Origin of the sequence: Streptomyces composti, from assembly GCF_012034205.1 — a bacterium.
GTDB classification, from domain to species: Bacteria; Actinomycetota; Actinomycetes; order Streptomycetales; family Streptomycetaceae; genus Streptomyces; species Streptomyces composti.
Genome location: NZ_JAATEM010000035.1, coordinates 1 through 26,998, shown reverse-complemented (window position 1 = coordinate 26,998; position 26,998 = coordinate 1). Strand labels below are relative to the sequence as shown.

Genomic DNA, 26,998 nt, shown 5'->3' with positions numbered 1-26,998 from the left:
CCGTCAACGGCATGACCAGCGCTTTCGCCTCCGCCGCGGCCGGATTCGGTACCGGTCTGTCCCTCATCGTCGCCATCGGCGCCCAGAACGCCTTCGTGCTGCGCCAGGGGATACGCCGCCAGGCGGTGCTCGCCGTGGTGGCGATCTGCGCGCTCTCCGACGCGGTGCTGATCGGGCTGGGCGTGGGCGGGGTCGGCGCGGTGGTGGTGGCCTGGCCGGCCGCGCTGACCGCGGTGGCCTGGACCGGCGGCGTCTTCCTGCTCTGCTACGGCGTGCTCGCCGCCCGCCGGGTGCTCTGTCCCGCCGCCATGGGCCTGGTGAGCGCGGGGGAGGCGGCCGGTTCACGCCGCCGGGCGGTGCTCACCTGCCTCGCCCTGACCTGGCTCAATCCGCACGTCTACCTCGACACCGTGTTCCTGCTGGGTTCGGTCGCCGCCGGCCACGGGTCGCTGCGCTGGACCTTCGGCATCGGTGCGCTGCTGGCCAGCGTCTGCTGGTTCGCCGCGCTCGGCTTCGGGGCGCGGCTGCTCGGCCGTTGGCTGGCCCGGCCGGCCGCCTGGCGGGTGGTGGACGGCGTGGTCGCCGCCACCATGATCGTCCTCGGCGCCGGCCTGATCGCCAGGGCCTGACGCCGCGCTCGTTCCGCGAACGGTGCCCGGCGGCACGTCGGTACCGGGGAGCTGGGAGACTGGCCCCGGCCAGGTAGATGTAGTCACCAACGGGGCGGTCGTGGACACCAGCGAGAGCGAAGCCGAGCGCCGGGCGGAGGAGCCCGCACCGACGCGCGGGACCCGGCGGCGGCGCTGGGCGATGGACACCCGGCCGCTGCGCCGCCCCGCCTACCGCAGGCTGTGGACGTCCACCGTGGTCACGGCGGTCGGCAGCCAGCTGACCGCGGTCGCCGTGCCCAAGCAGATCTACGACATCACCGGCTCCTCCGCCTGGGTCGGCACCGCCAGCATCGCGGGCCTGGCTCCGCTGGTCGTGTTCGCCCTGTGGGGCGGCGCCATCGCCGACGCGATGGACCGGCGCAGGCTGCTGCTGATCACCAACACCGGTATCGCCGTCACCTCGCTGTTGTTCTGGCTCCAGGCGGTCAGCGGACTCGAGTCGGTCGCGGTGCTGATGGTGCTGCTCGCCCTCCAGCAGGCGTTCTGGGGACTCAACGCCCCGGCCCGCAGCGCCTCGGTGGCCCGCCTGGTGCCCGCCGACGAGCTGCCCGCGGCCAATGCCCTCGGCTCCACCGTGATGCAGACCGGGCAGATCGCCGGACCGCTGCTGGCCGGCGCGCTCATCCCGGTGATCGGACTGGCCGAGCTGTATCTGATCGACGCTCTCGCGCTCTGCGTCACCGTGTGGGCGGTGTACCGGCTGCCCGCGCTGCCGCCGCTGAAGGCCACGGTGGCCCGGCGCGCCGGACTGCGGGAGATCGCGGAGGGCTTCCGCTACATGGCCGGGCACGCCGTGCTGCTGCTGTCGTTCCTGGCCGACATCGTCGCCATGGTGCTCGGCATGCCGCGCGCCCTCTTCCCGCAGCTCGCCGCCGAGACCTTCGCGCCCTACGGGGAGGGCTTCGCGCTGGGGCTGCTGTTCGCCGCGATCCCCGCGGGCGCGGTGGCGGGCGGGCTGTTCTCCGGCACGTTCAGCCGGGCCCGGCGGCACGGCTGGATGGTCATCTGGTCGGTGGTGGTCTGGGGCCTGGCCGTGGCCGGCTTCGGGCTGAGCGGCAGTCTGTGGTTCGCGGTGGCCTTCCTGGCCGTCGCGGGGGTCGCCGACATGGTCTCCATGGTCTTCCGGGGAGCCATCCTGCTCTCCGCGGCGACGGACGAGATGCGCGGCCGGATGCAGGGCGTCTTCACCGTCGTGGTGGCGGGCGGGCCGCGCCTCGCCGACTTGCTGCACGGCACGGCGGGCTCCGCCTTCGGCCCGCGCGCGGCCGTGGTGGGCGGAGGGGTCCTGGTGGTCGTGGTGATGCTCGCCCTGGCCGCCGCGATGCCCGCGCTGCGCCGCTACCGCGTGTGATCCACGGCCTGCCGGTCGCGTCCGCCGGCTCGCCGCTGCCGCCCGTGGAGCCCGGCGGCGGGAGCTACAGCACCCCGCGCCGGTGCAGGGCGTACTGCTCGAGGAGCTGGCCCCGCGTCATCTCCAGCCGGTGCGCCAGGATCTCGGCGACGTTGCGCACCAGCGTCAGACCGAGCCGCGGGTCCTCGTCGCACAGCCGGAGCACGGCGGCGGCCTCGAACTCGTAGGCGCGCACCGGGCTGAACGCCTGGGCCCCGAAGTCCCACTGGTAGGGCGGGAACAGCCAGGACCAGCCGAGCAGGTCACCGGCGCCCAGGCTGGCGACGGTGATCCGGTGCAGCTCGTCGACCTGCTGGTCGAGCGTGACGGCGCCGGAACGGATGACCCAGAACCGGTCCGCGGTGCCGCCCGCCTCGAAGATCCGGGTGTCCTCCGGGAAGGCCACCTCCCGGGCGAGCGCCATCAGGCGCTCCCGTTGCGGTGGGGGCAGGGCGGTCAGGAGTTTGATGGCTTTGGTCATGAGGCGCAGCTCCTCGCCGGGGCCGTCGGTTCCGGTGCTTCCCCTACGCCCCATTTCAGCCGCTGCCGCCGTTCGTGGCATCCGGGAGGACAGAAAAAGCCCTGGCTGGACGGGGGAAACCAGCCAGGGCGGCAAACGGTGGTGTACGGGGGACCTGCGCGTCGACCCCATCACCACGTATGTATGAACGATAAACCATCGGCGCGGGCGACTCGACACCGGAACCGGGTCACGTGACCTGTTTCACTTCGTCCCGCCACCCCCGGCCCTCACTCCCGCGCCACCACCCGCATCGTGTCCAGCCCGGGACCGGACGCATCCGGGAGGTTCATCCCCGCGTCGTGGCCGGTCCGCAGATAGCGCAGCACCGGCCCGGTGAGCCGCTCGCCCGGCAGCACGGCGGGGATCCCCGGCGGATACGGAGTGATCATCTCGGCCGCGAGCCGCCCGGCCGCCTCGGACAGCGGAACGTTCTCCGCCGGACCGAAGAACGCGTCTCGCGGCAGCAGCGCCTGCTCCATCCGCAGCTCCCCGGGCAGCGGCACCTCCACCTCGGGCGTCCGCGGCATGTCCCGGGCCGCCCGGCCCAGGTCGCGCAGCGCCGACAGCAGCTCCCCGGTGGTCTCCCGGTCGTCGCCGTGAGTGATCTGCGCACCGATCCGGCGGTGGTCCACCAGATGCGCGTCGATGGCCCGCTCCGCACGCAGCCAGTCCGCCGCCCGGTAGCCGGTGATGCCCAGACCGCTGACGTCGACGACACCGGGCAGCGGGTCGAAGTCGTCCGCGAGCCCCGGGCCGCAGAAGTCGGCGCGGTCGTGCACATGCATGCCGTCGATCTCCTCGACCGCCGCACGCACCCCGGCCGCCAGCTCCAGCGCGGCCCCCAGCAGCTCCTCGCCGCGCAGCGCCATCTGACGCCGCCACGCGTCCATCCCGGCCAGGATCAGCACCGAGGGGCTGGTCGTGCCCAGCAGGTCCGCCCGCATGCCCAGCAGCGCCGGCGGCACCAGACCGCCCCGCAGATGGAACACCGAGCCCTGCTCAAGGCCGCTGCCCATCTTGTGGATGCTGGTCACGCAGATGTCCGCACCCGCGTCCATCGCCCAGGACGGCAGATCCGGGTGGAAGGGCAGATGTGCGCCCCAGGCCTCGTCCACGATCAGCGGACGCGAGCGCCGGTGGCACACCTCGGCGACGGACCGCAGATCCGCGCAGGCGCCGTACGGGGTGGGGCTGGTGACGAGGGCGCCGCGGGCGTCCGGATGCGCCTCGAAGGCCCGCTCGAACTCCGCGGCCGACGGCGGATGCGCGATGCGCCGCCCGGTGTCCCAGCGGGGCTCCACCCACACCGGCTCGATCCCGGACAGGATCAGCCCCGCCACCACCGACTTGTGGGCGTCCCGCCCGATCAGCAGCTTCTCGTGCGGCCCCGCCGCGGACAGCATGGCCGCCTTGACCGACAGGGAGCTGCCGCAGGTGCTGAAGAAGGTGTGCTCCGCGTGCACCGCGTCCGCCATCAGCTGCTGCGCCCGCTCGAGCACCCGCCCCCGGGTGAGCCGGTCGTCCAGACCGCCCGAGGCCAGCACATCGCCCAGGAACACCGCGTCGCCGAGAATCTCGCGGGCGGCCGGATCGGCACCGCGCGCCTGCTTGTGACCGGGCGGCGTGAAGCCGAGGCGTCCGTGGCGGTGATACTCCTCCAGCGCCTCGAGCACCGGTGCCCTGCCGTGATCCATGCTCATGACCACCGGGTGCCCGAAGCCCGCCGTGCCAACCGGCCGGTGCGACGGGACGACGACGGTGCTGCCGTGTCAGCCCCGCACCGGGTGCCTGCCCGGACGCACGATCTCGTCCAGCACCTCGACGACCACCTCGTACGCCACCCGCCGCGACTCCGCCTCGCCGGCCGCACGGGGATCGGTCCGCGCCGCCTCCTCGCCCCTGGCCCGCCACTCGCGTTCCGCGCGCGCGGCGAAGGCCCGCGCCCGCTGGATCCGCCGGAGCAGTTCGTCCGAGTCCACAACGTCGGTCATGTACACCGCGTACCCCCGTCCGCCCCCCGGATGACATGCGCCGGAGAAGACACAGGTGACCGGCGCGGCGAGGTTTGGCGGCGCGGCGGCAGGTGAGCCGGAAGGGGTGGACCGGCCGCCCGTGGCGAGGTCCGTCCGCCCCGACAGGAGCCGAAGGATGTGTGAGGAGAACCCGATCGACCCCGTTGCCGCACCGCCCGGCGCCCGCCGGTCCGCGCCGCAGGCGGACTACCGGCCGTGCGACGTACGGCAGGCCGTGCGGCAGGCGGTGTCCGACCGCTGCCGCGCCCTGCACTCTCCCTGCGACACCGACGCGCTCGCCGACGCCCTGCTGGTGGCGTCCGAGCTCACCACCAACGCCATCGTGCACGGCGGCGGGGTCACCGACGTCCGCATCGACGTCACCGGCCCCGGCATACGTGTCTCGGTCAGCGACCGCAGCGACCGGCTGCCCACCGCCGCACCCGATCCGGAACGGCAGCGCGGCACCCGCCCCGGCGGCCACGGCTGGCCCATCGTCTGCCGGCTCGCCCGCGACGTACGGGTGTCCGACCTGCCCTCCGGCGGCAAGTGCATCACCGCCGTGGTGCCCCTGTCCTGAACCCCGCCGGGGGCTCGCGGCGGATTGCCACACAAAGCGGAGTTTGTTCCCCAGAACCCAGGGCAACCGGAGTTTCGTGCTTCGGACCGGAGGCGCGCCGGCGGGACCGGTATGACCGCTACGGCGTCTGCGGCCCCGTCCCGCGGCAACCCCCCAACACCACCGCTCGGGAGCGAAACCGCATGCTGATCGACACGCCCACCGACCGCCCCGACACCACGACCGCGACGGCCGCCCCGGCCCGCAGGCGGCACGACGACGCCCCCGCCCGCAGGCGGCACGACGACGCCCCCGAGACGGCCGCCCTCTTCACCCGGCTTGCCGCCCTGGAGGACGGGCCCGAGCGGGACGCCGTCCGCGGCGAACTGGTCACCGCCTGGCTCCCCATGGCGCACCGCATAGCCGGCCGCTTCCGCGACCGCGGTGAGTCCGTCGAGGACCTGCGTCAGGTGGCCGCCCTCGGCCTGGTGAAGGCCATCGACCGCTTCGACCCGGCACGCGGAGCCTTCGAGAGCTACGCCGTGCCCACCATCACCGGCGAGGTCAAGCGCCACTTCCGGGACCGCATGTGGGCGCTGCGGGTGCCCCGCCGGGTCCAGGAGCTGCGCAACAAGGTGCGTGTCGCCCGCCGCGAACTCACCCAGAACCCGGGCAGCCCCGAGCCCTCCGTGGCGGACATCGCCGCGCACACCGGGCTCACCGACGAGGAGGTCTCGGCCGGGATGGAAGCGCTGGAGAGCTTCAGCACCCTCTCGCTGGACGCGGAGCTCTCCTCGGACGACGACGGTTACAGCCTCGCCGACACCCTCGGAGCCTCCGACTCCTCCTACGACGTCGTGGTCGACCGCGAGTCGGCCAAGGCGGGACTGCGCCGGCTGCCGGAACGCGAGCGCGCCATTCTCTACATGCGGTTCTTCGAGGACATGACCCAGAGCCGCATCGCCGACCGCCTGGGCATCTCCCAGATGCACGTCTCGCGCCTCATCAGCCGCAGCTGCGCCCGCATCCGCGCCGAGGCGATGGAGGAGCGCAGGCCGCGCGGCGGCCACACGCCCTCCGTCTGAGCCCCGCGCCACCCCGGCAGCCCCTCACCTCACTCCAGTTCACCCCGGAACCGCAACGGAAAGAGACACATGCTCAAGCCCGACCCCGCCGTGCTGCGCCGCCTCGTCGACGACTACGAGCAGCTGCCGCAGGAGGGCACCCCTCAGGCGTCCGGCGCCCTGGCCCGTGACCTCGCCTACACGCTGTGCGTCATCACCGGCAACCGCGATGTGCGGCAGGCCCTGGCCACCGCTCACCGCTGGCTCGCCGCCGCCCCGCCCGCAGCGACGCCCGGCCCCCTCGCCACCGCCACCCCTTCCGCGCACCTGCCGGGCCCCGCGACCGCCGCACCCGGACCGCTGACCACCACCTGAGCACCCGCCGTCACGCCCGGCGACTTCACGGGCGTACGCCCGTCCTGCCGGGGCATCCGCTGTGCCGGGAGGTCGCATGAACGCGCGAGTGATGGCATGGCGGGGGCGGGCCGGTGCCCGGAGGGCGGCGCAGGGCTCGTGGACGGAGGGGGCCGCGCGGGCGGGACTGACCGCCCGGGGGGTGATCTATCTGCTGGTCGGCGTGCTGGCCCTGCGGATCGCCTTCGGCGGCAGCGGGCGGCAGGCGGACCGGGGCGGCGCGCTGGCCGAGCTGGCCGCCCGGCCGTTCGGCGCGCTGCTGCTGTGGGCGCTGGGCGCCGGACTGGCCGGCATGGCCCTGTGGCGGCTGTCCGAGGCGGTGTCCGGCGCGGTCGGCAAGGACGGCCGCGGCGCGCGCAAGCGGCTGACCGCGCTCGCGCGGTGCGGGTTCTACACGTGCGTCGCCTGGTCCGTGCTGGCCTTCGCCGCCGACCGCGACGCGGGAGGCGGGTCCAGCGACCGGCAGTCGCGGGACGTCACGGCCCGGGCCCTCGAGGCACCGGCCGGACAGTGGCTGGTCGGCGCGGCCGGCCTGGTGATCGTGGGCGCCGGCTGCTGGATCGGCGTCCAGGCGGCCCGCCGCACCTACCACAAGAAGCTCAAGCTCGGTGAGCTGAGCCGCCGCGCCCGCCGGCTGCTGGACGTGAGCGGGGTCGGCGGCGGCGTGGCACGCGGCCTGGTCTTCGCCGCGGCCGGTGTCTTCGCGGTGCGCGCCGCGCTCGCCTACGAGCCGGACCGCGCCAAGGGCATGGACGACACCTGCGCAGCCTCGCCGCAACCCCGCTGGGCCCGTGGCTGCTGGTCTGCGTCGCCGCGGGCCTGGTGCTGTTCGGCGTGTTCTCCTTCGCGCTGGCCCGCTGGCGGCGCGTCTGAGGCACCGGATTCCGGATAGGCCCGCCCGATCGGGGAACACGGGATCAATGAGTGAATCCGAGATCCCCCCGGAAGGCCGGCCCGTCGACGTCTACCTCGACCTCCTGCGCATCCGGATGGACACCGAGGACTACCGGCTGCTGCTGCGCGTGGTGGAACCGGTGCTCAAGGCGATCGAGGAACACCGCCTGTCCGGACTCGACGTCCCCCTCGACGGCGGCGACGACGAGCTGCCGCAGGAGATCCGTGACGAGGCCGCGCTGGTCATCGCCACCGCCGTCACCGGCCGCCTGGACAACGAGGTGGTCGAGCTGGAGGTCGACGACAGCGGCCCGGTCCGCGTCGTCACCGACGCGGCCACCGCCAACGACCCCACGCGCCTCGACGAGATCGCCGAGTACATCAGGGAGCGCCACCACCAGAACGAGGAACTCCGCGGCATCGCCAGAGCGAGCGGCCTGCCCGCGGACTTCTGACACCGGCACCTTCCGCCGTTCCGCCGGACCGCGTCCGTGCCCGGTTCGCCGGGCGCCGTCCGCGCCCAGGTGCCGGCCTCGCGTCAGTCCTTGGTGGCCACCCGTACGCCCAAGGGGCGGGCCAGGCCGACCACCGCCTCGTCGAGGCGTTCCAGGTGGCGCAGTACGCGGGTGGTGATGCGGCCGTAGCGGGCCGCGCTGTCGCCGCTCGGGGCGCTGAGCAGGGAGGCGATGCTGGCGCCCGTCTCCACCTGGCGGTCCGGCCTGCGGTCCGTCTGTTCGTCCTCGACGCGGGCCGCGATCGTCCGGATGTTGCGCACCGTGCGGGCCGCGGCTCCGCCCAGCCGCGGGTCCGCGGCGATGGAGGGATGGGCGGGCAGGAGCTCGGCCGTGGCGGCGAGCGAGCGCGCGTGGTAGGCGCAGGTCTCCAGGAGGGCCACCACGTACTGGGCCGTGCTGCGGCGGGCCCGCAGCGGGGTCACGGGGTGGGTGAGCGGCTGGACCGCGCCGCGCAGGTCGCCCAGCGCCTGGTCCAGCTCCCGTGCCTTGTCCAGCAGGTCGTCCGCCGGGCCGCCGCTGAGCTGGCCCACCGCGGCCTCGGTGACCTCGGCGAGCCGCTCCAGCACCGTGCCGAGCAGTTCGTTGGTGCGGCGGTCCGTCTTCACCGGCAGCACGAAGGCCGCCGCCACCACTCCGCAGGCCGCGCCCAGCGCGGTCTCCTCCACGCGCAGCACCAGCACCTCCCAGCTGTAGGTGTGCAGCAGCGTGTAGAGCAGGCCCAGCATCGCGGTCACGAAGAACGACGTCAGCGTGTAGGACAGCGGGGCCGAGTAGAACATCGCGAAGATCAGCAGCAGCACCAGCGCGAACGCCGCCACCGTGTGCTGCCCCACCAGCCCGGCCAGCACGATGCCGGCCACGACGCCGAAGACCGTGCCCAGCAGCCTGCGGTAGCCCTTGACGAGGATCTCGCCCGTCGAGGCGGTGTTGAGGAAGACGATCCAGCAGGTGAGCACCGCCCAGTACCAGCGGTCCGCGGAGATCAGCTCCCCGCCCAGGATGGCCAGCGTCGACCCCACCGCGACCTGTACCGCCGCCCGGGTCGTCGGGCGCCGCAGCCCCTTCGGCTCCTCCTCCTGCCCGGCCTGCTCGGCGTCGATGGCCGCGTCCTCGGCGTCCAGCTCCTCCCGGGACCGCGTCGTCTCCGGCGACTCGTCCTCCTCCTCCGGCGCGCCCTCCAGCGCGATCCGCAGCCCCAGCACGGCACGCGCGGTCTCACCGATCGCCCGGAACACGTCCTGCACCGCCGGGGACGCCGCCGGGAGGTTCTCCTCCTCCCGGTAGGCGAGCAGCCGGTTGCGCACCTGCCTCAGCACGTTCTCCGCGGCCTCGCCGCCGGAGCGCAGCACCAGCGCGCGCAGCGCGATCAGATCCCGCCGCACCAGCGCCGTCGACTCCTCGGGACCCGGCAGCCGGCCCATCTCCGGTGCGGGCGCGCCCGGCAGATGCAGCGTCAGGGTGTCCGCCCGTTCGGCGCTGCGCGCCGACAGCAGCACCAGGCCGAGCCGTTCCGCGGCGATCTCCGCGTCCGCGATGCGCCGCTGCACCAGTCGCGCGGTCCCCTCGTCCGGCGTGCCCTCCTCCAGGCGGGACTGGATCATCAGCGCCGTCTCGTGCAGCCGCGCGGTGCCCTCGCGGACCTCCTCCAGCGCCTTGCCGACGGCGTCCGGGTCGTCCGGATCCGCCTCGAGCAGCGCCAGATGGGCCGAGACCAGCTGTGCGAGACGGGCCCGGAACGCCTCCCGCAGCCTGCTCAGCAGAGCCGCGGGCGTCACCGGAACCAGCACGAACCGCACCAGCGCGCTGCACGCGAAGGCGACGGCCACCACCGCCCACATCCCGGGCAGGCCCTCGGGGGAGGCCCCGACGAACAGGGAGATGAAGTACGTCTGGAACCCGATCAGCCCCAGCGTGGTGCCCCGCTCGCCGAAGCGCCGGCCGTAGACCGCGCTGAAGATCAGCACCACGAAGAACACGTCGCCCACGACCGGCCGCCGGCTCAGCAGCGCACCCAGCGACACCGACACCAGTGCCACCGGCAGGCCCAGAGCGAGCGTCACCGCCTGCGCCCGGCGCTGCTTCTCCCGGATGGCGAAGGTGGCGACCATCGACGTCATCGCCCCGGCCACCAGCCGGGTGATGCCGGGGCCGAAGGGGGCCAGGACCGCCAGGGCCAGCGCGATGGCGCCCACCGTGCGCAGCCCCGACGTCAGCCGCAGCAGCCCGGGATCGGACGCCGCGATGCGGTCCCGCAGCCTGGACCGCACCGTCCGTCCCCCCGCCCTCACGCCGCCGGCCGGTGCCGGAGCCGGGGCCGGCGCCTCACTGCGCCGCGCGGCTCGCCGCCACGTGGGCCTGCACCTCCTCCGGCGTCAGATAGGCGTCGGTGTACTCGAAGTCCCGCAGCTTCGCGGGCTTGCGCGCCTGGAACCCGGTGCGCACGAAGTCGTCCCCGGCGACCGCGTTCAGCAGCCAGTTGGTCATCACCCGCGTCTTGGCGACATTGGTGCGCAGGGCCGACCAGTGGTAGCCGCGCGCCACCACCTGCGCCGGCAGGCCGTGCAGCTCGATGCCGAGCGGCTTGGACACCGCGTCCTTGCCGCCCAGGTCCACCACCAGGCCCAGGTCCTTGTGCACATAGGGCTGCTTGGGCTCCCCGCGCAGGGAGGCGATCACGTTGTCCGCGACGTGCCGTCCCTGCCGCATCGCGTGCTGCGCGGTCGGCGGGCACACCTCGCCCTCGCCCTTGGCCAGGTTCGGCACCGCGGCGGCGTCCCCCAGCGCGAACACCCCGTCGTGACCGGGCAGCGCCATGTCGGCGGTGACGGCGAGGCGCCCCTTGACCGTCTCCGCGCCCAGCGTGGCGATGAGCGGACTGGCGACGACCCCGGCCGTCCAGATCAGGGTGTGCGTCGGCACCACCCGCCCGTCGGTGAAGGTCACCTCGTCCGGGCCGGCCTTCGCCACCGATGTCTTCAGCGAGATCTCGATGCCGCGCCGGGTGAGGATCTCGTACGCGCTGCGCCCCAGCTTCTCGCCCAGCTCGGGCATCAGCTTCGGCGCGATGTCGATCAGATGCCACTTGATCAGACGCGGGTCGAGCCTCGGGTAGCGCTTGACCGCGGCGTGCGTCAGCCGCTGCAGACAGGCCGCGGTCTCGGTGCCCGCGTAGCCGCCGCCGACCACCACGAACTGCAGCCGCGCGGCCCGCTCGGCCGGGTCGGGGCTGGCGTCGGCCAGGTCGAGCTGCGAGATGACGTGGTCGCGGATGTAGGCGGCCTCGGCGAGGGTCTTCATGCCGAAGGCGTGATCGACCAGTCCCGGGATGTCGAAGGTGCGGGTGACGCTGCCGGGGGCGAGGACGATGTAGTCGTACGGCTCGTCGACGATCTCGTCGGTGATGGTGCGGATCACGCACACCTTGGCCTTCAGGTCCACCCCGATGGCGCCGCCGGGGATGATCCGCGTGCGGTACTTCCTGCTCCGGCGGAGGGACAGCGCGATCGACTGCGGGGTCAGCACGCCGGACGCCACCTGGGGCAGCAGCGGCAGATACAGCTGATAGGAGAACGGCGTCACCAGGGTGACGTCGGCTTCGTTCGGCGTCAGTCTGCGCTCCAGCCGGCGCACGCACTCCACACCGGCGAAGCCTGCACCCACCACGAGGATCCTGGGTCGAGTCACGGTGTTCTCCCTTTCTGCGGCCGGCGGCGCGCCGGCGGCGGCCACGATGTGCCGGACGCCGACGTCCTACGCGTGCCCCTGCTCAGCACCACGATGCCCGCCCACGGGCCGGAGCGCACCGGGAATCGATCGCTCGTGCAGATGGCACAGCAGCAGGCACACGTCGTCGTCCCGCTCGGAGTCGCTGAGCAGCGGGTGCAGCGTCCGGTCCGCCGCGCCCTCCAGGTCCGCCTCCAGCTCCCCGGGGTCGAACGCGCCGAGCACCGCCGCCAGTCGGGCGATCCCCGGGTCGATGCCGCGCGCCCTCCGCTCCACCAGACCGTCGGTGTACAGCGCGAGCGTCGAGCCCGGCTCGAGCCGTTCGGTGTGATCGGCGATGTCCTGGCGCAGCGGGATGCCGAGCATCGCGCCCGGCTTGGCGTCCAGCACCCGCACCCGCCCGTCGGGCAGCCGCAGCACCGGCGGCGGATGCCCGGCGGCCGCCCAGGTCAGCGTCGGCTCGTCGGGGTGGACGCGGGTGATGACCGCGGTGGCGTACAGATCGGGCTGCAGATGGTGCAGGAAGCCGTGCAGCCGGGTCAGCAGCCGGCCGGGACTGCCGCCGTCCACCGCGTAGGCGCGCAGCGCGGTCCGCAGCTGGCTCATCATCACCGCGGCGTGCAGCCCGTGCCCGGTGACGTCGCCGACGACGGTGATCAGACTGCCGTCCGGCTGGCGGAAGGCGTCGTACCAGTCACCGCCGATGTTCAGGCCGTGCGTGGCCGGCAGATACCGCGCGGCGAGAGTGAGACCGGGGGTGACCGGCAGCTCGGTGAGCAGGGCCCGCTGCAGCGTCTCGGCGATGTCCCGGTTGTGCTCGAAGCGGCGCGCGTTGTCCAGGGCGATCCCGGCCCGCCGGGCCAGCTCGACCAGCATCACGGCGTCGTCCGCGTCCCAGCACGTGCCGGTCGGCGACAGCGTCAGCACGCCCAGCGGCGCCCGCCGGGCCAGCAGCGGCACGCACAGCAGCGCACGCCCCGGGGAGAGCGCCGAGGCGGGATGGTCGTCGACACCGGGCAGGCCGCCGGGGTGGTCCGCCGAGTACTGCGGCCGCCCGGTGCGCACCGCGCGCACGGCCGCCGCCGGGCGTGAGGTGGGGCCGCGCAGGTCGGCCTCGTCGTCGAACAGCCAGACGTCCACCTCGCAGGCGTAGGCCGGTACCAGCAGCTCCGGCAGCCGGCGCAGGATCTCCTCCTGGTTGAGGGAGGCGTTCAGCGCCGCGCTGGCGTCCGCGAGGAACGTCAGCCGGTGACGTGCGTTCTCCGCCTCGGTGCGGGCCGCGCGCTCGGCGGCGAACGCCTCCCGCTGCGCCCGGCCGGCGGCGTCCAGTTCGGCGTGCAGGGCCAGCACACCCCGGTTGGTCTGCTCCAGTTCCTCCCGGTGGAAGGCGACCAGCTCCTCCTGCTCGGTGAGCCGGTCCAGCACCACGGCGGTGTCCTCGTCGGCGCCCAGCAGCGCCTCCGCCAGCGCCGCCGGCTCCGCGGTGCCGGCCGGCACCGCGGCGGCAGGCGCGTCCCCGCCGGGGCAGGCCACCGTGACCTCCCAGGGCGGCTCGCCCGCGTCGCGCGCCTCCTGAGGCGGTGTCAGCACCAGGTGCAGCCGCGTCGTGCCGCCCGCTCGGGCGGTGTCCAGGGTGAGCAGCCAGGTGCCGCCCTTGGTGAGGCACTGCCGCAGCCGCTCGCTGACCGTCGTGGCCAGCCGGGCCCGCTGCACGGCCGGCAGGCTCCGCTCCGCGGCCAGCCGGGCGAGCGCGATCCGGGCACGGGCCGCGTCGGTGACGGTGGTGATGCGCCAGGTACGGGTCATGGTCGGTCCGGCGGGGTCGGGGACAGGACGGTCACGGCGGTGTCGTCCCGCACCGGACGGGCGGAACTCCCGGCGTCGCGGATGGTCACCGCGGCGGTGACGGCCGGGTCGGCCGCGGTGAGGTCGTCGCCGGACGGGGGCGTCCAGCGGCTGGGCAGCCCGTCGGTGTGCAGGATCAGCAGGCTGTCGCGGGTCCAGGGCAGCTCGTCCTCGCGGAGGGTTCCGGGCCGGTGCGCCCCGACGATGCCGGGCCGGGACAGCAGCGCCCGCCACCGGTCGCCGTCCCTGAGGCGTGCGCCCACATTGCCGATCCCGGCGAACCGCAGTCGCTCCGCCCGCAGATCGAGCTGGGCCACCGCGACGGCGGCGCCCCGGGTGCCGCCCAGCGCCTCGTGCAGCGCGCGCAGCGCCTCCGCGGGCGGCAGATGCGGCGCGCGGCGCACCGCGTCCACCGCCGCGGCCGAGGCCCGGGCCGCCGCGGCGCCGTGCCCGAGCCCGTCGGCCAGCATCAGCGTGCACAGGTCCCCCGACCGCACCCACGTCCAGTCGTCGCCCGACTCCTCGGCCGCCGCGAACGGGATGTTCACTCCTCCCGCCCGCACGCCGGGACCCGGCACGGCACCGGCAGCGGGCGGGACACCGGCGATGCGGGCCACCGCCACCGTGCCCCGGCCCTGGACGCTGTGCAGCCCGAAGTCGTCACTCAGCCGCCGGCAGGTGCCCAGGCCCGCGCCGAGCGACCCGGTGGTGCTGAAGCCGTCCCGCATCGCGCCCGCCGCGTCGGCCATGCCGGGCCCGTGGTCGATCGCGGTGATCTGCACCGACCGTCCGGTGGCCGCCCCGCCGGGGGCGGGCGCGTCGACGACCTCGATGAGGACCTGGCCGCCGTGCGCGTGCTTGACCAGATTGGTGGCCAGCTCGGTCGCCACCAGCGACACGGCCGCGGTCCGCCGCTCGTCCAGGCCGGCGCCGGCCGCCGCGTCCTCCGCGGCGACCCGCACGTCCCTGACCCGGGTGGAGTCCTCGACGGGCACGTACCTCACCCGCGGCATCAGGACTCCTCGCGCGGCCGCGGCGGACGCGTCACCCACGAGGTCACCCGCACCGTGGTGCCCGACTCGGGGCTGCTGACGACCTCGAAGTCGTGCACCAGCCGCCGTGCCCCGCCGAGCCCCATGCCCAGTCCGTCGCCCGAGGTGTAGCCGTCGCTGAGGGCGCGGTCGAGATCGGCGATGCCGGGACCGGTGTCGGTGAACACCAGCCGAAGCCCCTCGGTGCCGTGCTCCGACACCCGGGCCGCCTCCATCTGACCGCCCCCGCCGTGCACCAGGGTGTTGCGCGCCAGCTCGCTGGCCGCGGTGACCAGCTTGGTCTGGTCGACCAGACCGAAGCCGATCAGGGCGGCGGCCTGCCGCACATGCTGGCGCACCCACACCAGGTCCATGTCGGACCGGATGGGCAAGCGGGCCTCGGCGCCCGCCGCAGTGTGCATCACGGACGCTCCTGGCGCCGGCCGCCGGAGCGGGGAGTGACGATCGGCCGGTCGAGCAGCTCGAGGGCGGCCTCCGTGGTGAGCGCGGTCCGCAGCCCCGGCAGGGACAGACCGAGCTCCACCAGCGTGATGGCGACCGCCGGGCGCATCCCGGCCACCACGGTCCGCGCGGCCAGCAGTTCGGCCTGCGCCGCGATCTCGGCCAGTACCCGCCCGAGGAAGGAGTCGACGACCTCCACGCCGGAGATGTCGATGACCACCCCGGTGACCCTGCTGTGGGCGATGGTCTCGGCGAGGTCCTGCTGCAGCTGCTGCGCCGCGCTGTCGTACAGATCGCCCTGGAGGGTGACCAGCAGGACGTCGCCGAGCCTGAGGACGGGGACATGTCCCGCCACATGGCGGGGGGAGGATTCGTTCACCGGAGGTTCGCACCGCCCGGCGTCGCATCGACGATGTCGGTGCCGAGCTGGTGCAGACAGTAGGCGAGCGCGTCGGCGAGGCTGGCCCGGGTGAGCACCGATCCGAGGTCGAGACCCAGATGCACGATGGTCTGGGCGATCGCCGGCCGGATGCCGGAGACCACGCACTCGGCACCCATCAGCCGGGCCGCCGCCACCGTCTTCATCAGATGCTGGGCCACCAGCGAGTCCACGGTCGGCACGCCGGTGATGTCGAGGATCGCGAACCGCGCGTGCTGCTCGACCACCGAGTTCAGCAGGGTCTCCATCACCACCTGGCTGCGGGCGCTGTCCAGGGTGCCGATCAGCGGGACCGCCACGATGCCGTCCCACAGCTTGATCACCGGCGTGGCGACCTCCAGCAGCTGCATCCGCTGCCGGTCGATGAGGGCCTGGCCCTCGCTCAGCGCGGTCTGCATGGCCACCAGGCGCAGCGTGCCCAGCAGCCTGCTGAGGGTGATCGCGCAGGTCCGCACCTGCTCGGGCGGCGCCTGGTCCAGGTCGGCCAGCAGCAGGTTGTCCACCGGCGGCCACAGCGCGGACAGTTCGCTGGAGACCTGGGTGACGGACAGCCCCGCGCGGGAACGGGCGGTGCCCATCCGGGCCAGCTGCTCGCGCACCCCGCTGAAACCGGCCGCGTCCGGGTCCTCGACCCGCCCCGCGTCGGCGACCTCGGCGAGCGCGTCGACGACCGCCTTGCCCGCCTCCACCGCCTCGTCCCGCGAGACGGTGAACACCGTCCGGAACAGCGGCTCGTCCGCCCAGCGCTGGGCGATCTGCTCCCTGCGGCGGCGCAGGAAGTCCGCCACCTGGGGTGTGGCCGTGTGCGGCGAACCGTCGGCTTCGTGCTCCGGCACCTGTTGTCTCCTCATGGTTGTCGCATCGCGCCGAACCCGTTCCCGGGTGACGGGACGACGTCGTGATCTTGCCCGGTGCCCGTCGGTGACGGCACACCCCGGCCCCGCTCCGGGGCCTGTGGACGTGAGGCGGGGCGCCCCGGGCGCGGGCGCGGACGGTGCTGCGGCCGGCGGTGGGCGGCGTCCGGCCGCGCAGTGCTCCCCGGCCCCGGTCCGGCAGGTCGCGGTCGGCGCCCCCGTGCTCAGTCCTCGCCTTCCGTCGCGGGCTCCTGGGGCCGGTCCACCCGCTCCAGCGCCTCCTCGACGCTCTCCGACACCGGGACGGTGATGCTCACACCGGTGAGGTCCAATATCCGCCTCACCGCGGGGGCGGGGGAGATGATGTGCACGCTTCCCGGCAGCTCACGGGCCTCCTGGTAGACGCGCAGGATGATGTTCATCCCGGACGAGTCCATGAAGGGCACCGCCGACAGATCGAGCAGGAAGTGCCGGCGACCGTGGTGCAGCTGGTTCGCCAGGTGGTGCTGGAACTCGGTCGCGGTGTCGATGTCCAGGTATCCCTGCACCGTCAGCAGGGCGGTGTCGTGCCGTGGCAGCGTCACCTCGACGGACAGCGGGTTCTGGGCAATGGGCACGAGTACCTCCAACGAATACTGACGGCCAGGGCACGGGGGTGATCGAGTCGGCCGGGTCACCGCGCAGCCGCGCGTACCCCCTATTCCTCCTGTCATGCCTTCGCATCCGCCGGACCGTCCGGGACCGGTGCCGGGTGGCGGGACCGCGGCGGTCCGTGCCGGCCCGCCGAAGCCGGCCGAATGCGCCCGCCGAGCGCGGGTAACCGCTGAGGTGGAGCCGGACGGGCCGCCCACGGTACCCGCCTGCTCCGTCGTCCGGCTCACTCACCGGGGAGGCAAGGAGCAGCGTGCCCATCGACAGCATCTGGTCGTACGCGCCGGAACTGGGTCCCGCACTGCGGCAGGACCTGACGGGATACACCGTCGTCGCCGACGACGGCACCATCGGCCATGTGGACCGGCAGGCGGACCCGCACGGCCTGTGCCACCTCGTCGTCGACACCGGCGTCTGGGTGTTCGGCCGGAGCCTGCTGGTACCGGTGGGCGCCGTCACCGGTATCGACACCGGGGAGCGGAAGGTGGCGCTGGCCTGCACCAGAGCGGAGGTGAAGGCGGCACCGCGCTTCCAGACCGACAGCCAGACCCGGGACGCCGCGTATCTGAACCAGGTCGGCGCCTACTACCGGGCGCTGCCGGCGCGTGGGACCGGGACCGGGTGAAGGGCGGGCCGCACCCGTGCCGCGCCCCGGGAGAACCAGGGACACCGATGAGATGCGTCCGACCGACAAAACGGCTGTGCCGGGGGCCGGCCGCGGGCCGCGCGAGGCGTGGGTCCCGGGCACCGGGGTGACCACCGCGGCGGCCGCCCGGGCGCACGCCGAGACGATCGTGCGCGCGCACCGCACCGTGGGGCGCACTCCGCACCCCGGGGACCTGATCGACCTCTCGCTCGTCGTCTCCGAGCTGGTCACCGACGCCATCCGGCACGGTGACGGGCTGGCCGGGTTCGACGTGACGACCACCGCCGACGGGGTGCGGATCGCCGTGCACGACCACAGTGACGTCATCCCCGAAGCCGCCCTCGGCGGCGCGGACCTGCCGCCTGTGCACCGGGGCAACGGCTACGGCTGGCCCCTGGTGAGCAGACTCGCCCGTGAGATCGACGCCCGCAGGCGTCCCGGCGGCAAGACCATCGCGGTACTCGTCCCGGTGCGCGACGCCGCCGCGCCGGACGGCGGCTGACGGCGGCTGCCCTCACCGGGGCGGGAGCCACCCTCACCAGGGCAGGAAGACATGGATGTCCTTGCCGGCGTCGTTGCAGACGACACTGACCTGGTCGCCGAGGGTGTGGATCAGATGCCAGCCGATACCGCCTCCGCCGCGGCTGGGATGGAAGGGCCGGGGAGCGGGCTCCACCGTGCTGGTGTCGTGCATCACCACATGCACCCCGTCGAACGTCCGGCGCAGCCGCAGCTCGAACGGACCCGGAGCGTACTGCACCGCGTTCGCGGCCAGCTCGGTCACCACCAGCAGTATGTCGTCCCAGTGCTCCGGTGCGGCCGGCGCCGACACACGGGCCAGATCGAAGAGAAACTCCTCCGCGACCAGCCGTGCGTCGGTCACGTCGTGCAGCTCCCCGGGGAAGCTGGCGACTCGGCTCGTGATCTCTTCGGCAGCCAGTGTCCTGTCCTCATGCGGCTCGGGTGCCATCTCGCCTTCCCGGCCCCGCGGCTCGGCGGGGCGATCGTCCTTCCGTCCCTTCTCCGTCCGTCTCCTAGCTCCGTGAGTTCCCGTGCTGGCGCAGCCTACGCGCCGGTACCCCCCGGGAGAACGGTGACAGACCCGTCACACTGCCCGACGCCCCTTCGGCGGCGTCCGTGAAATGCCGGGCGTGGGAGGGAAGTTGACGGGAACCCGGTGATCCGCACACCACCGGGCGAGCCGCACGGAGCGGCACCCGGCGATCCGGCCACCCGATGCGGGGAGACGTCGATGACGAGTCGTGGCAGAACCACGCCCGCATCGCGCACCGACCCGATGGCCATGGCGAGCCTGTGCTGCGGCATCGCCGGCCTGCTGGTCGCCGGCGTGGTCCCGGGCCCGCCGGCGATCGTGTCCGGCGTCGTGGGGAAGCGGCAGGCACCGGCCAGGGGCGGGGCGGGAATGGCGAGGGCCGGACTCGTGCCCGGCGTCATCGCCCTGGTCCTCGCGGTGGTGATGATCATCGTGTCGGCCGCGAGCGGCGGCTTCACCCGGTACGTGGGCGGCTGACCGTCCCCCGGCCGAGGTCTCGCGTACCGGGGCTCCGGCGGCCGGCCGGCAAGCCCGAGGGGCGCCCGCCGGTCGAACCGGTGGGCGCCCCTTTGCATGCGGACCGCCGCGCGGCCGGGAGGCCGGCGAGAGCGCAGGGGGGCCAGAAGGAGGATCCCGGTACGTCAGCGGAAGACGTTGTCCGGGTCGTCCCAGATCGACGACGGCTCCTCCGTGCCCGCTCGGCGCCGGGAGCGCGACTGGTACATCGCGTCGATCTCCAGCGCGTAGCGCCGCACGATCTCGTCCCGGCGCAGCTTCATCGACGGCGTCAGCAGGCCGTTGCTCACGTCGAACGGCTCGGGCAGCACCCGGAACACCCGGATCGACTCCGAGCGCGACACGCTGCTGTTCGCCGCGGCGACGGCCCGGCCGATCTCCTCCCGCAGCGCGTTCTCCTCCCGCGCCTCACGGGTCGGCGCGTCCCCGGGCAGGGACAGTGCCGCCCGCCAGTGCGCCACGAACTCCGGGTCCAGGGTGATCAGGGCGCCCACGCACGGCCGGTTGTCGCCCACCACCACCGCCTGGTGCACCAGCGGATGCATCCGCAGCCGCTGCTCGAGCGCCGCCGGGGCCACGCTCTTGCCGCTGCTGGTGATGATGATGTCCTTCTTGCGGCCGGTGATGGTGAGATAGCCCTCCTCGTCCAGCCGACCCAGGTCGCCCGTGGCCAGCCAGCCGTCGCGCAGCGCCGCCCGGGTCGCCGCCTCGTCGCCCACATAGCCCTGGAACACCGCCGGACCGCGCACCAGGATCTCGCCGTCCTCGGCCAGCCTGATCTCCATGCCCGGCAGCGCCCGACCCACGGTGCCCGACTTCTCCCGGCCGTAGGGCTGCATGGTCAGCCCGCCGCTGGTCTCGGTCAGCCCGTAGCCGTCGTGCACATAGATGCCGATGCCCTCGTAGAAGAGGGACAGGTCACGGTTGAGCGGCGAGCCGCCGGAGGTGGCCCGGCGCACCCGGCCGCCCAGCGTGGCCCGCAGCCGGCGGTAGACGGTCCGCTCGTACAGGGCGTGCTGCAGCCGCAGGTCGAAGCCCGGCCCCGGGCCGCGGCCCAGACGCTGCCGTTCCACCGCCTCGGCGAAGTCACGGGCGGTCTCCGCCGCCCGCTCGAACAACGCGCCCCTGCCCGCCTGTTGAGAGGCCCGCAGAAAGTTCTTGTAGATCTTCTCCAGCAGCGACGGCACGGCGTACAGATAGGTGGGCCGGAACGAGCGCAGCGCCGACGCCAGCGCCTCGGCGCTCATGTCGGGCTCGTGCCCCATCAGCAGCCCGCCGCGCACGCACAGGCACTGGATCATCAGCCCGTACACGTGCGACAGCGGCAGGAACGCCAGCACCGCACCCTGCTCACCCGGCGCCGCCACCGTGTGCTTCCAGCCCGCCAGCAGCGTGTCGCAGACCATGGCCAGACCCCGGTGGCTCAGGGCGCAGCCCAGCGCCTGCCCGGAGGTGCCCGAGGTGTAGGCGACCACCGCGGTGGAGTCCGGCAGCACGATCCGGCGCATCGAGTCCACCGTGGCCAGGGGGATCTGCTCGCCCTCCGCCACCAGCTGCCCCAGCGCCCCGGCGTCGAGCTGCCAGACGTGCTGCAGCGCGGGCAGCTGGGCGCACACCGAGCCGACCGTCATCACGCCCTGCTCGTCCTCCACCAGGACCGCCACGCAGCCGGCGTCCTTCAGGATCCACTCCACCTGCTCCCGCGAGGAGGTCGGGTAGATCGGGACGACCTCGGCACCGACCGTCCACAGCGCGTAGCACAGGACGGTCCACTCGTACCGGGTGCGGGCCATGACGGCGACCCGCGCGCCCGGCGATATCCCCGACGCGATCAGCCCCTTCGCCAGGTCGACGACCTCGTCGCGGAACTCCACCGCGGTCACCTCCTCCCAGGTCTGGGAGGAGGGGTCCGGCCGGCGGGCCAGCATGGGCAGGGTGGGGTTCGCCTCGGCCATGTCGAAGAGGCTGTCGGCGAGGCCGCCGGTCAGGGGCGGAGCGGACGGGGGAGCCAGAGCGAGGTCACGCATGCACTGCTCCTGACGTGTACGGGGGGTGACTCGGCCGACGAGCAGAGTCATCGGCGGTGCCTGAATGTAGCCGAGCCGGAGCGATACGGCGCCGGTATCACCGGAAGTGTGCCCGCACTGTTGATCTCCGTGGTTCGGGGGACCCGGAGAGCATGAGTCACATCAATCCCGACCCCGAACCGGAACGCAGCACCGGCCTGGAACCGGGCGGCGGCGTACCCCCGGGCGAGACCCCGCCCGCGGAGAGCAGCATGCCCGAGGCGGGCCCCCAGGAGACCCACAATCCGGCCAAGGGCTGGTCCAGGGGACCCCTGCTCGTGATCCTGCTCGTCGCCGTCCTGGTCGCCGCCTTCTTCCTGGCCTACGCCCTCGTCCTGATCCTCTGACCCCTTCGGGACCGCCGCTTCCCGGCGCGGCGCTCCCGCCCCGGGCGGCTCAGCGCTGGGTGTGCCGCACACACTCGGTGACGACGTCCCGCAGGCTGCCCGTGCGCTCCAGCAGCTCGCGCTGCACCCGGGCCCCGTTGCCCTCGCGCAGCAGCCGGGCGCAGCCCTCCCGCACCAGCTCCAGATCGCCGTGGGCCTGAAGCGCCTCGGCGACATGCCCGACCAGATCCCCGAGGACCGCCTCTGCGGGCAGGGGCCGCATGGTCTCCGGGTGCAGCAGATCACCCGTCAGACCCGCCCGTGCCGCCTGCCAGGCGGCCAGCCTCAGCAGGCTCACACTGTGACCGGCGGGCTCCCGCCCCGCCCGCCACTCGCGGGCCGCCGTCTCCACCAGGCCGCGGGCGAGCGCGGCGATCAGCACCGCCGTCTCCGCGTGCAGACACACGTCCGCCACCCGCAGCTCCACGGTCGGGTACCGGTCGGACAGCCGCACGTCGAAGTAGATCATCGCCTTGTCCAGCACGGCGCCGGTCGCCACCATGTCCGCGACCCGGCGGTGGTACCGCTCGGCCGAACCGAAGACCTCCGTGGGGCCCGCCGAGGGCCAGCGCTGCCACACCCGGCTGCGGTAGCTGCTGTAACCGGAGTCCGTGCCCTGCCAGAACGGCGAGTTGGCGCTGAGCGCCGTCAGCGGGGCCAGCCACGGGCGCAGCCGGTCCACCACGGCGACGCCCTCCTCGTCGGAGCCGACCGAGACATGCACGTGACAGCCGAGGACCAGTTGCTCGCGGGTGGCGATGCCGTACTGCTCCTCCATCCACTGGTAGCGCCGGTTGACGCCGACGGCCGGGCTGACCGGCAGCGGGGAGGTGGCGAGCGCGGCGACCGTGCATCCGATGCCCTCGGCGTGCCCGGCGGCCTCCTCGCGGCAGTGCACGATCTCCGCGTGCAGGCTCTCCATCGACGCCTGCGGATGCGTGTTGAACTCCAGCATCTGCTCGTGGAGTTCCTTCTCGAACACCTGCTGCTCGGCGTCCTCCCGGGTGGCGCGGGCCAGCACCGGAGCGGACAGCGCCCGCGGTTCACCCGTCTCCGGATCGACGAGGAGGAGCTCCTCCTCCACTCCCACGGTGCGCACCTGATGCCGCCCTTCTGCGACCTGCCGCGACGCCGAGGGTCCCTCGGCCTACGGCCCGGATGCCCCGCTCCCGGCGCGGAACACCCGGCGCCGGGAGCGGAGTGTCACAGAGCGACCGGTGTCAGCCACACCGTCGCCAGCGGCGGCAGCGTGATCCGCACACGGCCGTCCTCCGGTTTGACCGGATCGGGGTTGATCACGTCGCTGCCGCCGTAGCGCGCCGCGTCGGTGTTGAGCACCTCCTGCCAGGCGATCACCTCGTCCCCGGCGGCCAGCAGGTAGTCGTGCCGGACGACGGGGGAGAAGTTCGACACGGCGAGCAGCGGCCGGCCCTCCGCGTCGAACCGCAGGAAGGCGAAGACGTTGTCGTCGGCGGCGTCCACCGCCACCCAGCGGAAGCCCGACGGGTCGGTGTCGCACTGCCACAGCGCGGGCGTCTGGCGGTAGTGCGTGTTCAGGTCGCGCACCAGGTCCCGCACCCCGCGGTGGTCGCCCGCCGAGTGGTAGCCGTCGTCCAGCAGCCACCACTCGGGCCCGTGCTCCACGGACCACTCGGCGCCCTGGGCGAACTCCTGCCCCATGAACAGCAGCTGCTTGCCGGGGTGGGCCCACATGAAGCCGAGGTAGGCGCGGAGGTTGGCGCGCTGCTGCCACCAGTCGCCGGGCATCTTCGACACCAGGGACCTCTTGCCGTGCACCACCTCGTCGTGCGAGATCGGCAGCACGTAGTTCTCGCTGTAGGCGTACACCATCGAGAAGGTCATCTCGTGGTGGTGGTACTTGCGGTGCACCGGCTCGTGAGAGACGTACTGCAGCGAGTCGTGCATCCAGCCCATGTTCCACTTGAAGCCGAAGCCCAGACCTCCGGTGTCGGTGGGCCGGGTGACCCCGCCCCACGCGGTGGACTCCTCGGCGATCGTCATCACGCCGGGACAGCGCCGGTAGACGGTGGCGTTCATCTCCTGCAGGAACGCCATCGCCGCCAGGTCCTCCCGGCCGCCGTACACATTGGGCTCCCACTGGCCGTCCTCGCGGGAGTAGTCGAGGTACAGCATCGAGGCCACCGCGTCGACCCGCAGACCGTCGATGTGGAACTCCTGACACCAGTACACGGCGTTGGCCACCAGGAAGTTGCGCACCTCGGTGCGGCCGAAGTCGAAGGTGTACGTGCCCCAGTCCGGGTGCTCCGCCCGCCGCGAGTCCCCGGGCTCGTACAGCGGCTCCCCGTCGAAGCGGGCCAGCGCCCAGTCGTCCTTCGGGAAGTGCGCCGGCACCCAGTCCATGATCACGCCGATGCCGGCCCGGTGGAGCGCGTCGATGAGGTACTTGAAGTCGTCGGGGGTGCCGAGCCGCGCGGTGGGCGCGTAGAAGCCGGTGACCTGGTAGCCCCAGGAGGGCGTGAAGGGGTGCTCGGCGAGCGGCATCAGCTCGACATGGGTGAAACCGAGGTCCTTGACGTAGGCGGGCAGCACCTCGGCGAGCTCACGGTAGGTCAGGCCCGGCCGCCAGGACGGCAGATGGACCTCGTACACCGACATCGGTGCCTGGTGCGCCGGTGTCGCCCCGCGGCGCTCCATCCACTCCTGGTCGCGCCACTCGTGGTGCGAGGCCGTCACGATGGAGGCGGTGTTCGGCGGCTCCTCGGCGCGGCGGGCCATCGGGTCGGCCTTGAGGAAGCGGTGCCCGTACCGCGAGTGGATCTCGAACTTGTAGCGGGTGCCCTCGCCGACACCGGGCAGGAACAGCTCCCACACGCCGGAGGAGCCCAGGGAGCGCATCGGGAAGGCGGTGCCGTCCCAGTAGGTGAAGTCCGCGGCGAGCCGCACCCCCTGCGCGTTGGGCGCCCACACCGTGAAGCGGGTGCCGGTCACCCCCTGATGGGTCATGATCCGGGCGCCGAGCGCCGTCCACAGCTCCTCGTGCCGGCCCTCGCTGATCAGATGCAGGTCGAACTCGCCGAGCGCGGGCAGGAACCGGTACGGGTCGTGCACCTCCACCGGCTCGTCGTCCCCGTAGGCCACCGTCAGGGTGTACTCGGGGATCGACTCCAGCGGCAGCACGCGGGAGAACAGCCCGTCGCCCTCCGGCACGAGCGGGAAGCGCTCGCCGCCGGTGACGACGCTCACCTCCCGCGCGCAGGGACGCAGCGCCCGGAAGGCGATCCCGCCGGGGACGGGATGCGCACCGAGCAGCGCGTGCGGGTCGTGGTGGGCGCCCGCCAGCAGGCGCCCCCGGTCGGTGTCGTCCAGGGCGGGGGCGGGGGTGATCCCGGCGGCGGTCGCGGACGGGACGGGCCCGGCGGAACCGGGCAGGGGCGTGTCACGCAGGGCCACGGCTTCAGTCTCCTCTCACGGCGAGGCGCTCGATCGCCGCCATGGGTACGGGCAGCCAGTCGGGTCGGTGCCGGGCCTCGTACAGCACCTCGTACACGGCACGGTCGGTCTCGTACGCGCGCAGCAGACCGTGCTTCGTGCGGGGGTCCCACCCGGCGCGGGAGGCGTAGCCGGCGCAGTACGCCTCCCGCGCGCGGCACGCCCACTCGGGGCGCCAGGGGCGGCGCTGGCGGGCGGCGTAGTCGAAGGAGCGCAGCATCCCGGCGATGTCCCGCACGGGGGAGTGGGCGCTGCGCCGTTCGGACAGCGGCCGGGACGGCTCGCCCTCGAAGTCGATGACGAACCACTCGCGCCCCGCCCGCAGCACCTGCCCGAGATGAAGATCGCCGTGGATGCGCTGGGCGGGCGGTCCGGCGTCGCAGGCGGTGAGCGCGGCGAACGCGGCCCGCAGGCCCGGCACGAACGGCTGGAGCGCCGGCACCGCGTGCGCGGCGGCCGTCAGCCGCTCGGTCATGGCGGTGGCGGTGCGGCGCATCTCGCCGGGCTCGCCGACGGGGAACGCGGAGGCAAGGGCCAGATGCACATCGGCCGTGGCCCGCCCCAGAGCGTGCGCCTGGGCGGTGAAGTCGTCACCGGCGGCCAGGGCGCCGAGGGCGAGGGTCCAGCCGTCGGAGGCGTCGCGCAGATACGGCTGGAGCACGCCGAGCGTCGCCTTGAACGGGGCGGTGGTGCGGAACCAGGCCACCGGCGCGGGCACCCGGTGGCAGCCCTGGCGGGCCAGCGCCCCCGGCACCTCCAGGTCCGGGTTGACGCCGGGCTGGATGCGCCGGAACACCTTCAGGATGTACTCGTCGCCGTACACCAGCGAGGAGTTGGACTGCTCGGCGTCCAGCAGACGGGGCACCAGACCGGTGGCCAGCGGCTGCCCGGCGTCGCACTCGAAGCGCAGCGGGCCCGCGGTGCCGGGCCGGCGCAGCCGCTCCAGCAGCAGCCGGGCCGAGCGGGGGTCGTAGAGGGCGTCGTAGACCGTGCGTCCGGCCAGCGGGCCGTCCTGCACCCGGCCGATCAGGGCCCGGCCGAGGCGCGGCGAGGGATGCTCGCGCACCCCGAGCAGCAACTGGTAGCAGTCACCGGCCGGGGGGTTGCCCCCGGGAGCGGGGACGCCTCCATGACCGGCGTGGACCAGCACATGCAGACAGCCCGGGAACAGCTCCGTCATCGACAGCAGACTCAAGTCGGTGACGGGCCGGTCCTTGCCGGCGAACCAGCGCTGCCGCGGCAGCCACTCGCGCAGCAGCCCGGCGAGCGACTCCAGCGGTTCGGCTGGCGCGCTCCTCGGGCGCAGGAACGCGGTCTTGGTCATGGTGACGCCTCCTCTCGCCGGCACACGCTCACAGTCGTCGGCCGATGCGGGATGCGACTCGGGTGAGCCGGAACCAGTAGAAGCCGTGGCCCCCGAGGGTCAGCAGATACGGCAGTTCCCCGATCGCCGGGAAGCGGACACCGCCGAACAGCTCGACCGGGTGGCGTCCGTTGAACTCGCGCAGATCGAGTTCGGTCGGCTGGGAGAAGCGGGAGAAGTTGTTCACGCAGAGCACCAGGTCGTCCTCGTACTCGCGCAGGAAGGCGAGGACCGCCGGGTTGGACGAGGGCAGTTCGGTGTAGGTGCCGAGCCCGAACGCCGCGTTCTGCTTGCGGATCTCGATCATCCGGCGGGTCCAGTGCAGCAGCGAGGACGGCGAGGCCATGGACGCCTCGACATTGGTGACCTGGTAGCCGTAGACCGGGTCCATGATCGCGGGGAGGAAGAGCCGTCCGGGGTCGCAGGTGGAGAAGCCGGCGTTGCGGTCG

The 26,998-nt window shown here is 73.5% G+C and carries 27 protein-coding genes and 1 pseudogene; 11 read left to right on the top strand and 17 right to left on the bottom strand.

The annotated features are described in order from the left end of the window. Nucleotides 1-11 precede the first annotated feature (11 nt). Nucleotides 12-629 (top strand): LysE/ArgO family amino acid transporter, encoded by a 618-nt coding sequence (locus HCJ93_RS24980; protein WP_167998070.1) that lies wholly within the window; start codon nucleotides 12-14, stop codon nucleotides 627-629. A 100-nt stretch (nucleotides 630-729) separates the two neighbouring features. Next, a complete protein-coding gene (locus HCJ93_RS24975; RefSeq protein WP_167998069.1) occupies nucleotides 730-2,022 on the top strand; it encodes an MFS transporter in 1,293 nt (430 codons plus the stop codon). Nucleotides 2,023-2,086: 64 nt separating this feature from the next. Here the strand turns inward: HCJ93_RS24975 and HCJ93_RS24970 are convergent, their stop codons facing one another. From HCJ93_RS24970 to HCJ93_RS24960, 3 genes are all read right to left on the bottom strand, one after another. Further along, nucleotides 2,087-2,542, bottom strand: a complete 456-nt coding sequence (locus HCJ93_RS24970) for a cyclic nucleotide-binding domain-containing protein (RefSeq protein ID WP_167998068.1) — start codon at nucleotides 2,540-2,542, stop codon at nucleotides 2,087-2,089. 269 nt (nucleotides 2,543-2,811) lie between these two features. Further along, nucleotides 2,812-4,284 (bottom strand): aminotransferase class I/II-fold pyridoxal phosphate-dependent enzyme, encoded by a 1,473-nt coding sequence (locus HCJ93_RS24965; protein WP_167998067.1) that lies wholly within the window; start codon nucleotides 4,282-4,284, stop codon nucleotides 2,812-2,814. A 69-nt stretch (nucleotides 4,285-4,353) separates the two neighbouring features. Then, a complete protein-coding gene (locus tag HCJ93_RS24960; RefSeq protein WP_167998066.1) occupies nucleotides 4,354-4,575 on the bottom strand; it encodes a hypothetical protein in 222 nt (73 codons plus the stop codon). 157 nt (nucleotides 4,576-4,732) lie between these two features. Here HCJ93_RS24960 and HCJ93_RS24955 point away from each other — a divergent pair, with 157 nt between their 5' ends. The 5 genes and pseudogenes from HCJ93_RS24955 (at nucleotide 4,733) to HCJ93_RS24935 (ending at nucleotide 7,982) form a co-directional block, all read left to right on the top strand. Further along, nucleotides 4,733-5,176 carry an ATP-binding protein gene (locus HCJ93_RS24955; RefSeq protein WP_167998065.1) on the top strand — a complete coding sequence of 148 codons (444 nt, stop codon included), beginning with the start codon at nucleotides 4,733-4,735 and terminating at the stop codon, nucleotides 5,174-5,176. Nucleotides 5,177-5,358: 182 nt separating this feature from the next. Further along, nucleotides 5,359-6,240 carry a SigB/SigF/SigG family RNA polymerase sigma factor gene (locus HCJ93_RS24950; RefSeq protein WP_167998064.1) on the top strand — a complete coding sequence of 294 codons (882 nt, stop codon included), beginning with the start codon at nucleotides 5,359-5,361 and terminating at the stop codon, nucleotides 6,238-6,240. Between the two features lie 69 nt (nucleotides 6,241-6,309). Continuing rightward, nucleotides 6,310-6,594, top strand: a complete 285-nt coding sequence (locus HCJ93_RS24945; RefSeq protein WP_167998063.1) for a DUF5133 domain-containing protein — start codon at nucleotides 6,310-6,312, stop codon at nucleotides 6,592-6,594. 76 nt (nucleotides 6,595-6,670) lie between these two features. Continuing rightward, nucleotides 6,671-7,506 (top strand): annotated as a pseudogene (locus tag HCJ93_RS24940) (DUF1206 domain-containing protein). A 47-nt stretch (nucleotides 7,507-7,553) separates the two neighbouring features. Beyond that, a complete protein-coding gene (locus HCJ93_RS24935; RefSeq protein ID WP_167998062.1) occupies nucleotides 7,554-7,982 on the top strand; it encodes a hypothetical protein in 429 nt (142 codons plus the stop codon). A gap of 83 nt (nucleotides 7,983-8,065) precedes the next feature. On the opposite strand, the gene HCJ93_RS24930 is transcribed toward HCJ93_RS24935, so the two are convergent. From HCJ93_RS24930 to HCJ93_RS24895, 8 genes are all read right to left on the bottom strand, one after another. Then, nucleotides 8,066-10,330, bottom strand: a complete 2,265-nt coding sequence (locus HCJ93_RS24930; RefSeq protein ID WP_167998061.1) for an FUSC family protein — start codon at nucleotides 10,328-10,330, stop codon at nucleotides 8,066-8,068. Nucleotides 10,331-10,364: 34 nt separating this feature from the next. Continuing rightward, nucleotides 10,365-11,726 (bottom strand): NAD(P)/FAD-dependent oxidoreductase, encoded by a 1,362-nt coding sequence (locus tag HCJ93_RS24925; protein WP_309141500.1) that lies wholly within the window; start codon nucleotides 11,724-11,726, stop codon nucleotides 10,365-10,367. 66 nt (nucleotides 11,727-11,792) lie between these two features. Continuing rightward, nucleotides 11,793-13,571 (bottom strand): PP2C family protein-serine/threonine phosphatase, encoded by a 1,779-nt coding sequence (locus HCJ93_RS24920; RefSeq protein WP_167998059.1) that lies wholly within the window; start codon nucleotides 13,569-13,571, stop codon nucleotides 11,793-11,795. Next, complete coding sequence (locus tag HCJ93_RS24915; protein ID WP_167998058.1) at nucleotides 13,568-14,623, bottom strand: ATP-binding SpoIIE family protein phosphatase; 1,056 nt, start codon at nucleotides 14,621-14,623, stop codon at nucleotides 13,568-13,570. Before HCJ93_RS24915 ends, HCJ93_RS24920 begins: the two co-directional genes overlap by 4 nt. Continuing rightward, on the bottom strand, nucleotides 14,623-15,063 hold the full coding sequence (locus HCJ93_RS24910) for an anti-sigma regulatory factor (RefSeq protein WP_167998057.1): 441 nt from the start codon (nucleotides 15,061-15,063) through the stop codon (nucleotides 14,623-14,625). Before HCJ93_RS24910 ends, HCJ93_RS24915 begins: the two co-directional genes overlap by 1 nt. Further along, on the bottom strand, nucleotides 15,063-15,482 hold the full coding sequence (locus HCJ93_RS24905; RefSeq protein WP_167998056.1) for an STAS domain-containing protein: 420 nt from the start codon (nucleotides 15,480-15,482) through the stop codon (nucleotides 15,063-15,065). Before HCJ93_RS24905 ends, HCJ93_RS24910 begins: the two co-directional genes overlap by 1 nt. Then, the gene (locus HCJ93_RS24900) at nucleotides 15,479-16,378 is read right to left on the bottom strand and encodes an STAS domain-containing protein (RefSeq protein WP_167998055.1); all 900 of its coding nucleotides are present in this window, start codon (nucleotides 16,376-16,378) and stop codon (nucleotides 15,479-15,481) included. The genes HCJ93_RS24905 and HCJ93_RS24900 overlap by 4 nt, the downstream gene beginning before the upstream one ends. Before the next feature lie 242 nt (nucleotides 16,379-16,620). Then, entirely contained in the window at nucleotides 16,621-17,013 is a 393-nt protein-coding gene (locus HCJ93_RS24895) for an STAS domain-containing protein (protein ID WP_167998054.1), read from the bottom strand. A gap of 287 nt (nucleotides 17,014-17,300) precedes the next feature. Between HCJ93_RS24895 and HCJ93_RS24890 the strand changes: the two genes are divergently transcribed. Beyond that, on the top strand, nucleotides 17,301-17,672 hold the full coding sequence (locus HCJ93_RS24890) for a PRC-barrel domain containing protein (RefSeq protein ID WP_167998053.1): 372 nt from the start codon (nucleotides 17,301-17,303) through the stop codon (nucleotides 17,670-17,672). Nucleotides 17,673-17,724: 52 nt separating this feature from the next. After that, the gene (locus tag HCJ93_RS24885) at nucleotides 17,725-18,195 is read left to right on the top strand and encodes an ATP-binding protein (protein ID WP_240967839.1); all 471 of its coding nucleotides are present in this window, start codon (nucleotides 17,725-17,727) and stop codon (nucleotides 18,193-18,195) included. Nucleotides 18,196-18,228: 33 nt separating this feature from the next. On the opposite strand, the gene HCJ93_RS24880 is transcribed toward HCJ93_RS24885, so the two are convergent. Further along, on the bottom strand, nucleotides 18,229-18,663 hold the full coding sequence (locus HCJ93_RS24880; RefSeq protein ID WP_167998052.1) for an ATP-binding protein: 435 nt from the start codon (nucleotides 18,661-18,663) through the stop codon (nucleotides 18,229-18,231). A gap of 282 nt (nucleotides 18,664-18,945) precedes the next feature. Here HCJ93_RS24880 and HCJ93_RS24875 point away from each other — a divergent pair, with 282 nt between their 5' ends. Continuing rightward, nucleotides 18,946-19,224 (top strand): DUF4190 domain-containing protein, encoded by a 279-nt coding sequence (locus HCJ93_RS24875; RefSeq protein ID WP_167998051.1) that lies wholly within the window; start codon nucleotides 18,946-18,948, stop codon nucleotides 19,222-19,224. Nucleotides 19,225-19,388: 164 nt separating this feature from the next. On the opposite strand, the gene HCJ93_RS24870 is transcribed toward HCJ93_RS24875, so the two are convergent. Further along, on the bottom strand, nucleotides 19,389-21,290 hold the full coding sequence (locus HCJ93_RS24870; RefSeq protein WP_167998050.1) for an AMP-dependent synthetase/ligase: 1,902 nt from the start codon (nucleotides 21,288-21,290) through the stop codon (nucleotides 19,389-19,391). 152 nt (nucleotides 21,291-21,442) lie between these two features. Between HCJ93_RS24870 and HCJ93_RS24865 the strand changes: the two genes are divergently transcribed. Next, nucleotides 21,443-21,676, top strand: coding sequence for a DUF6480 family protein (locus HCJ93_RS24865; protein WP_167998049.1), 234 nt, complete (start codon nucleotides 21,443-21,445; stop codon nucleotides 21,674-21,676). Between the two features lie 49 nt (nucleotides 21,677-21,725). Here HCJ93_RS24865 and HCJ93_RS24860 read toward each other — a convergent pair whose 3' ends face one another. The 4 genes from HCJ93_RS24860 to HCJ93_RS24845 form a co-directional block, all read right to left on the bottom strand. Beyond that, nucleotides 21,726-22,814: a glutamate--cysteine ligase 2 gene (locus HCJ93_RS24860; protein ID WP_167998048.1), complete on the bottom strand. Its 1,089-nt coding sequence runs from the start codon at nucleotides 22,812-22,814 to the stop codon at nucleotides 21,726-21,728. A gap of 104 nt (nucleotides 22,815-22,918) precedes the next feature. Next, nucleotides 22,919-25,147 (bottom strand): 1,4-alpha-glucan branching enzyme, encoded by a 2,229-nt coding sequence (gene glgB, locus HCJ93_RS24855; protein ID WP_167998047.1) that lies wholly within the window; start codon nucleotides 25,145-25,147, stop codon nucleotides 22,919-22,921. A gap of 4 nt (nucleotides 25,148-25,151) precedes the next feature. Beyond that, a complete protein-coding gene (locus tag HCJ93_RS24850) occupies nucleotides 25,152-26,510 on the bottom strand; it encodes a maltokinase N-terminal cap-like domain-containing protein (RefSeq protein ID WP_167998046.1) in 1,359 nt (452 codons plus the stop codon). A 28-nt stretch (nucleotides 26,511-26,538) separates the two neighbouring features. Beyond that, on the bottom strand, nucleotides 26,539-26,998 hold a 460-nt coding region (locus tag HCJ93_RS24845), incomplete at its 5' end, for an alpha-glucosidase C-terminal domain-containing protein (protein ID WP_206317916.1).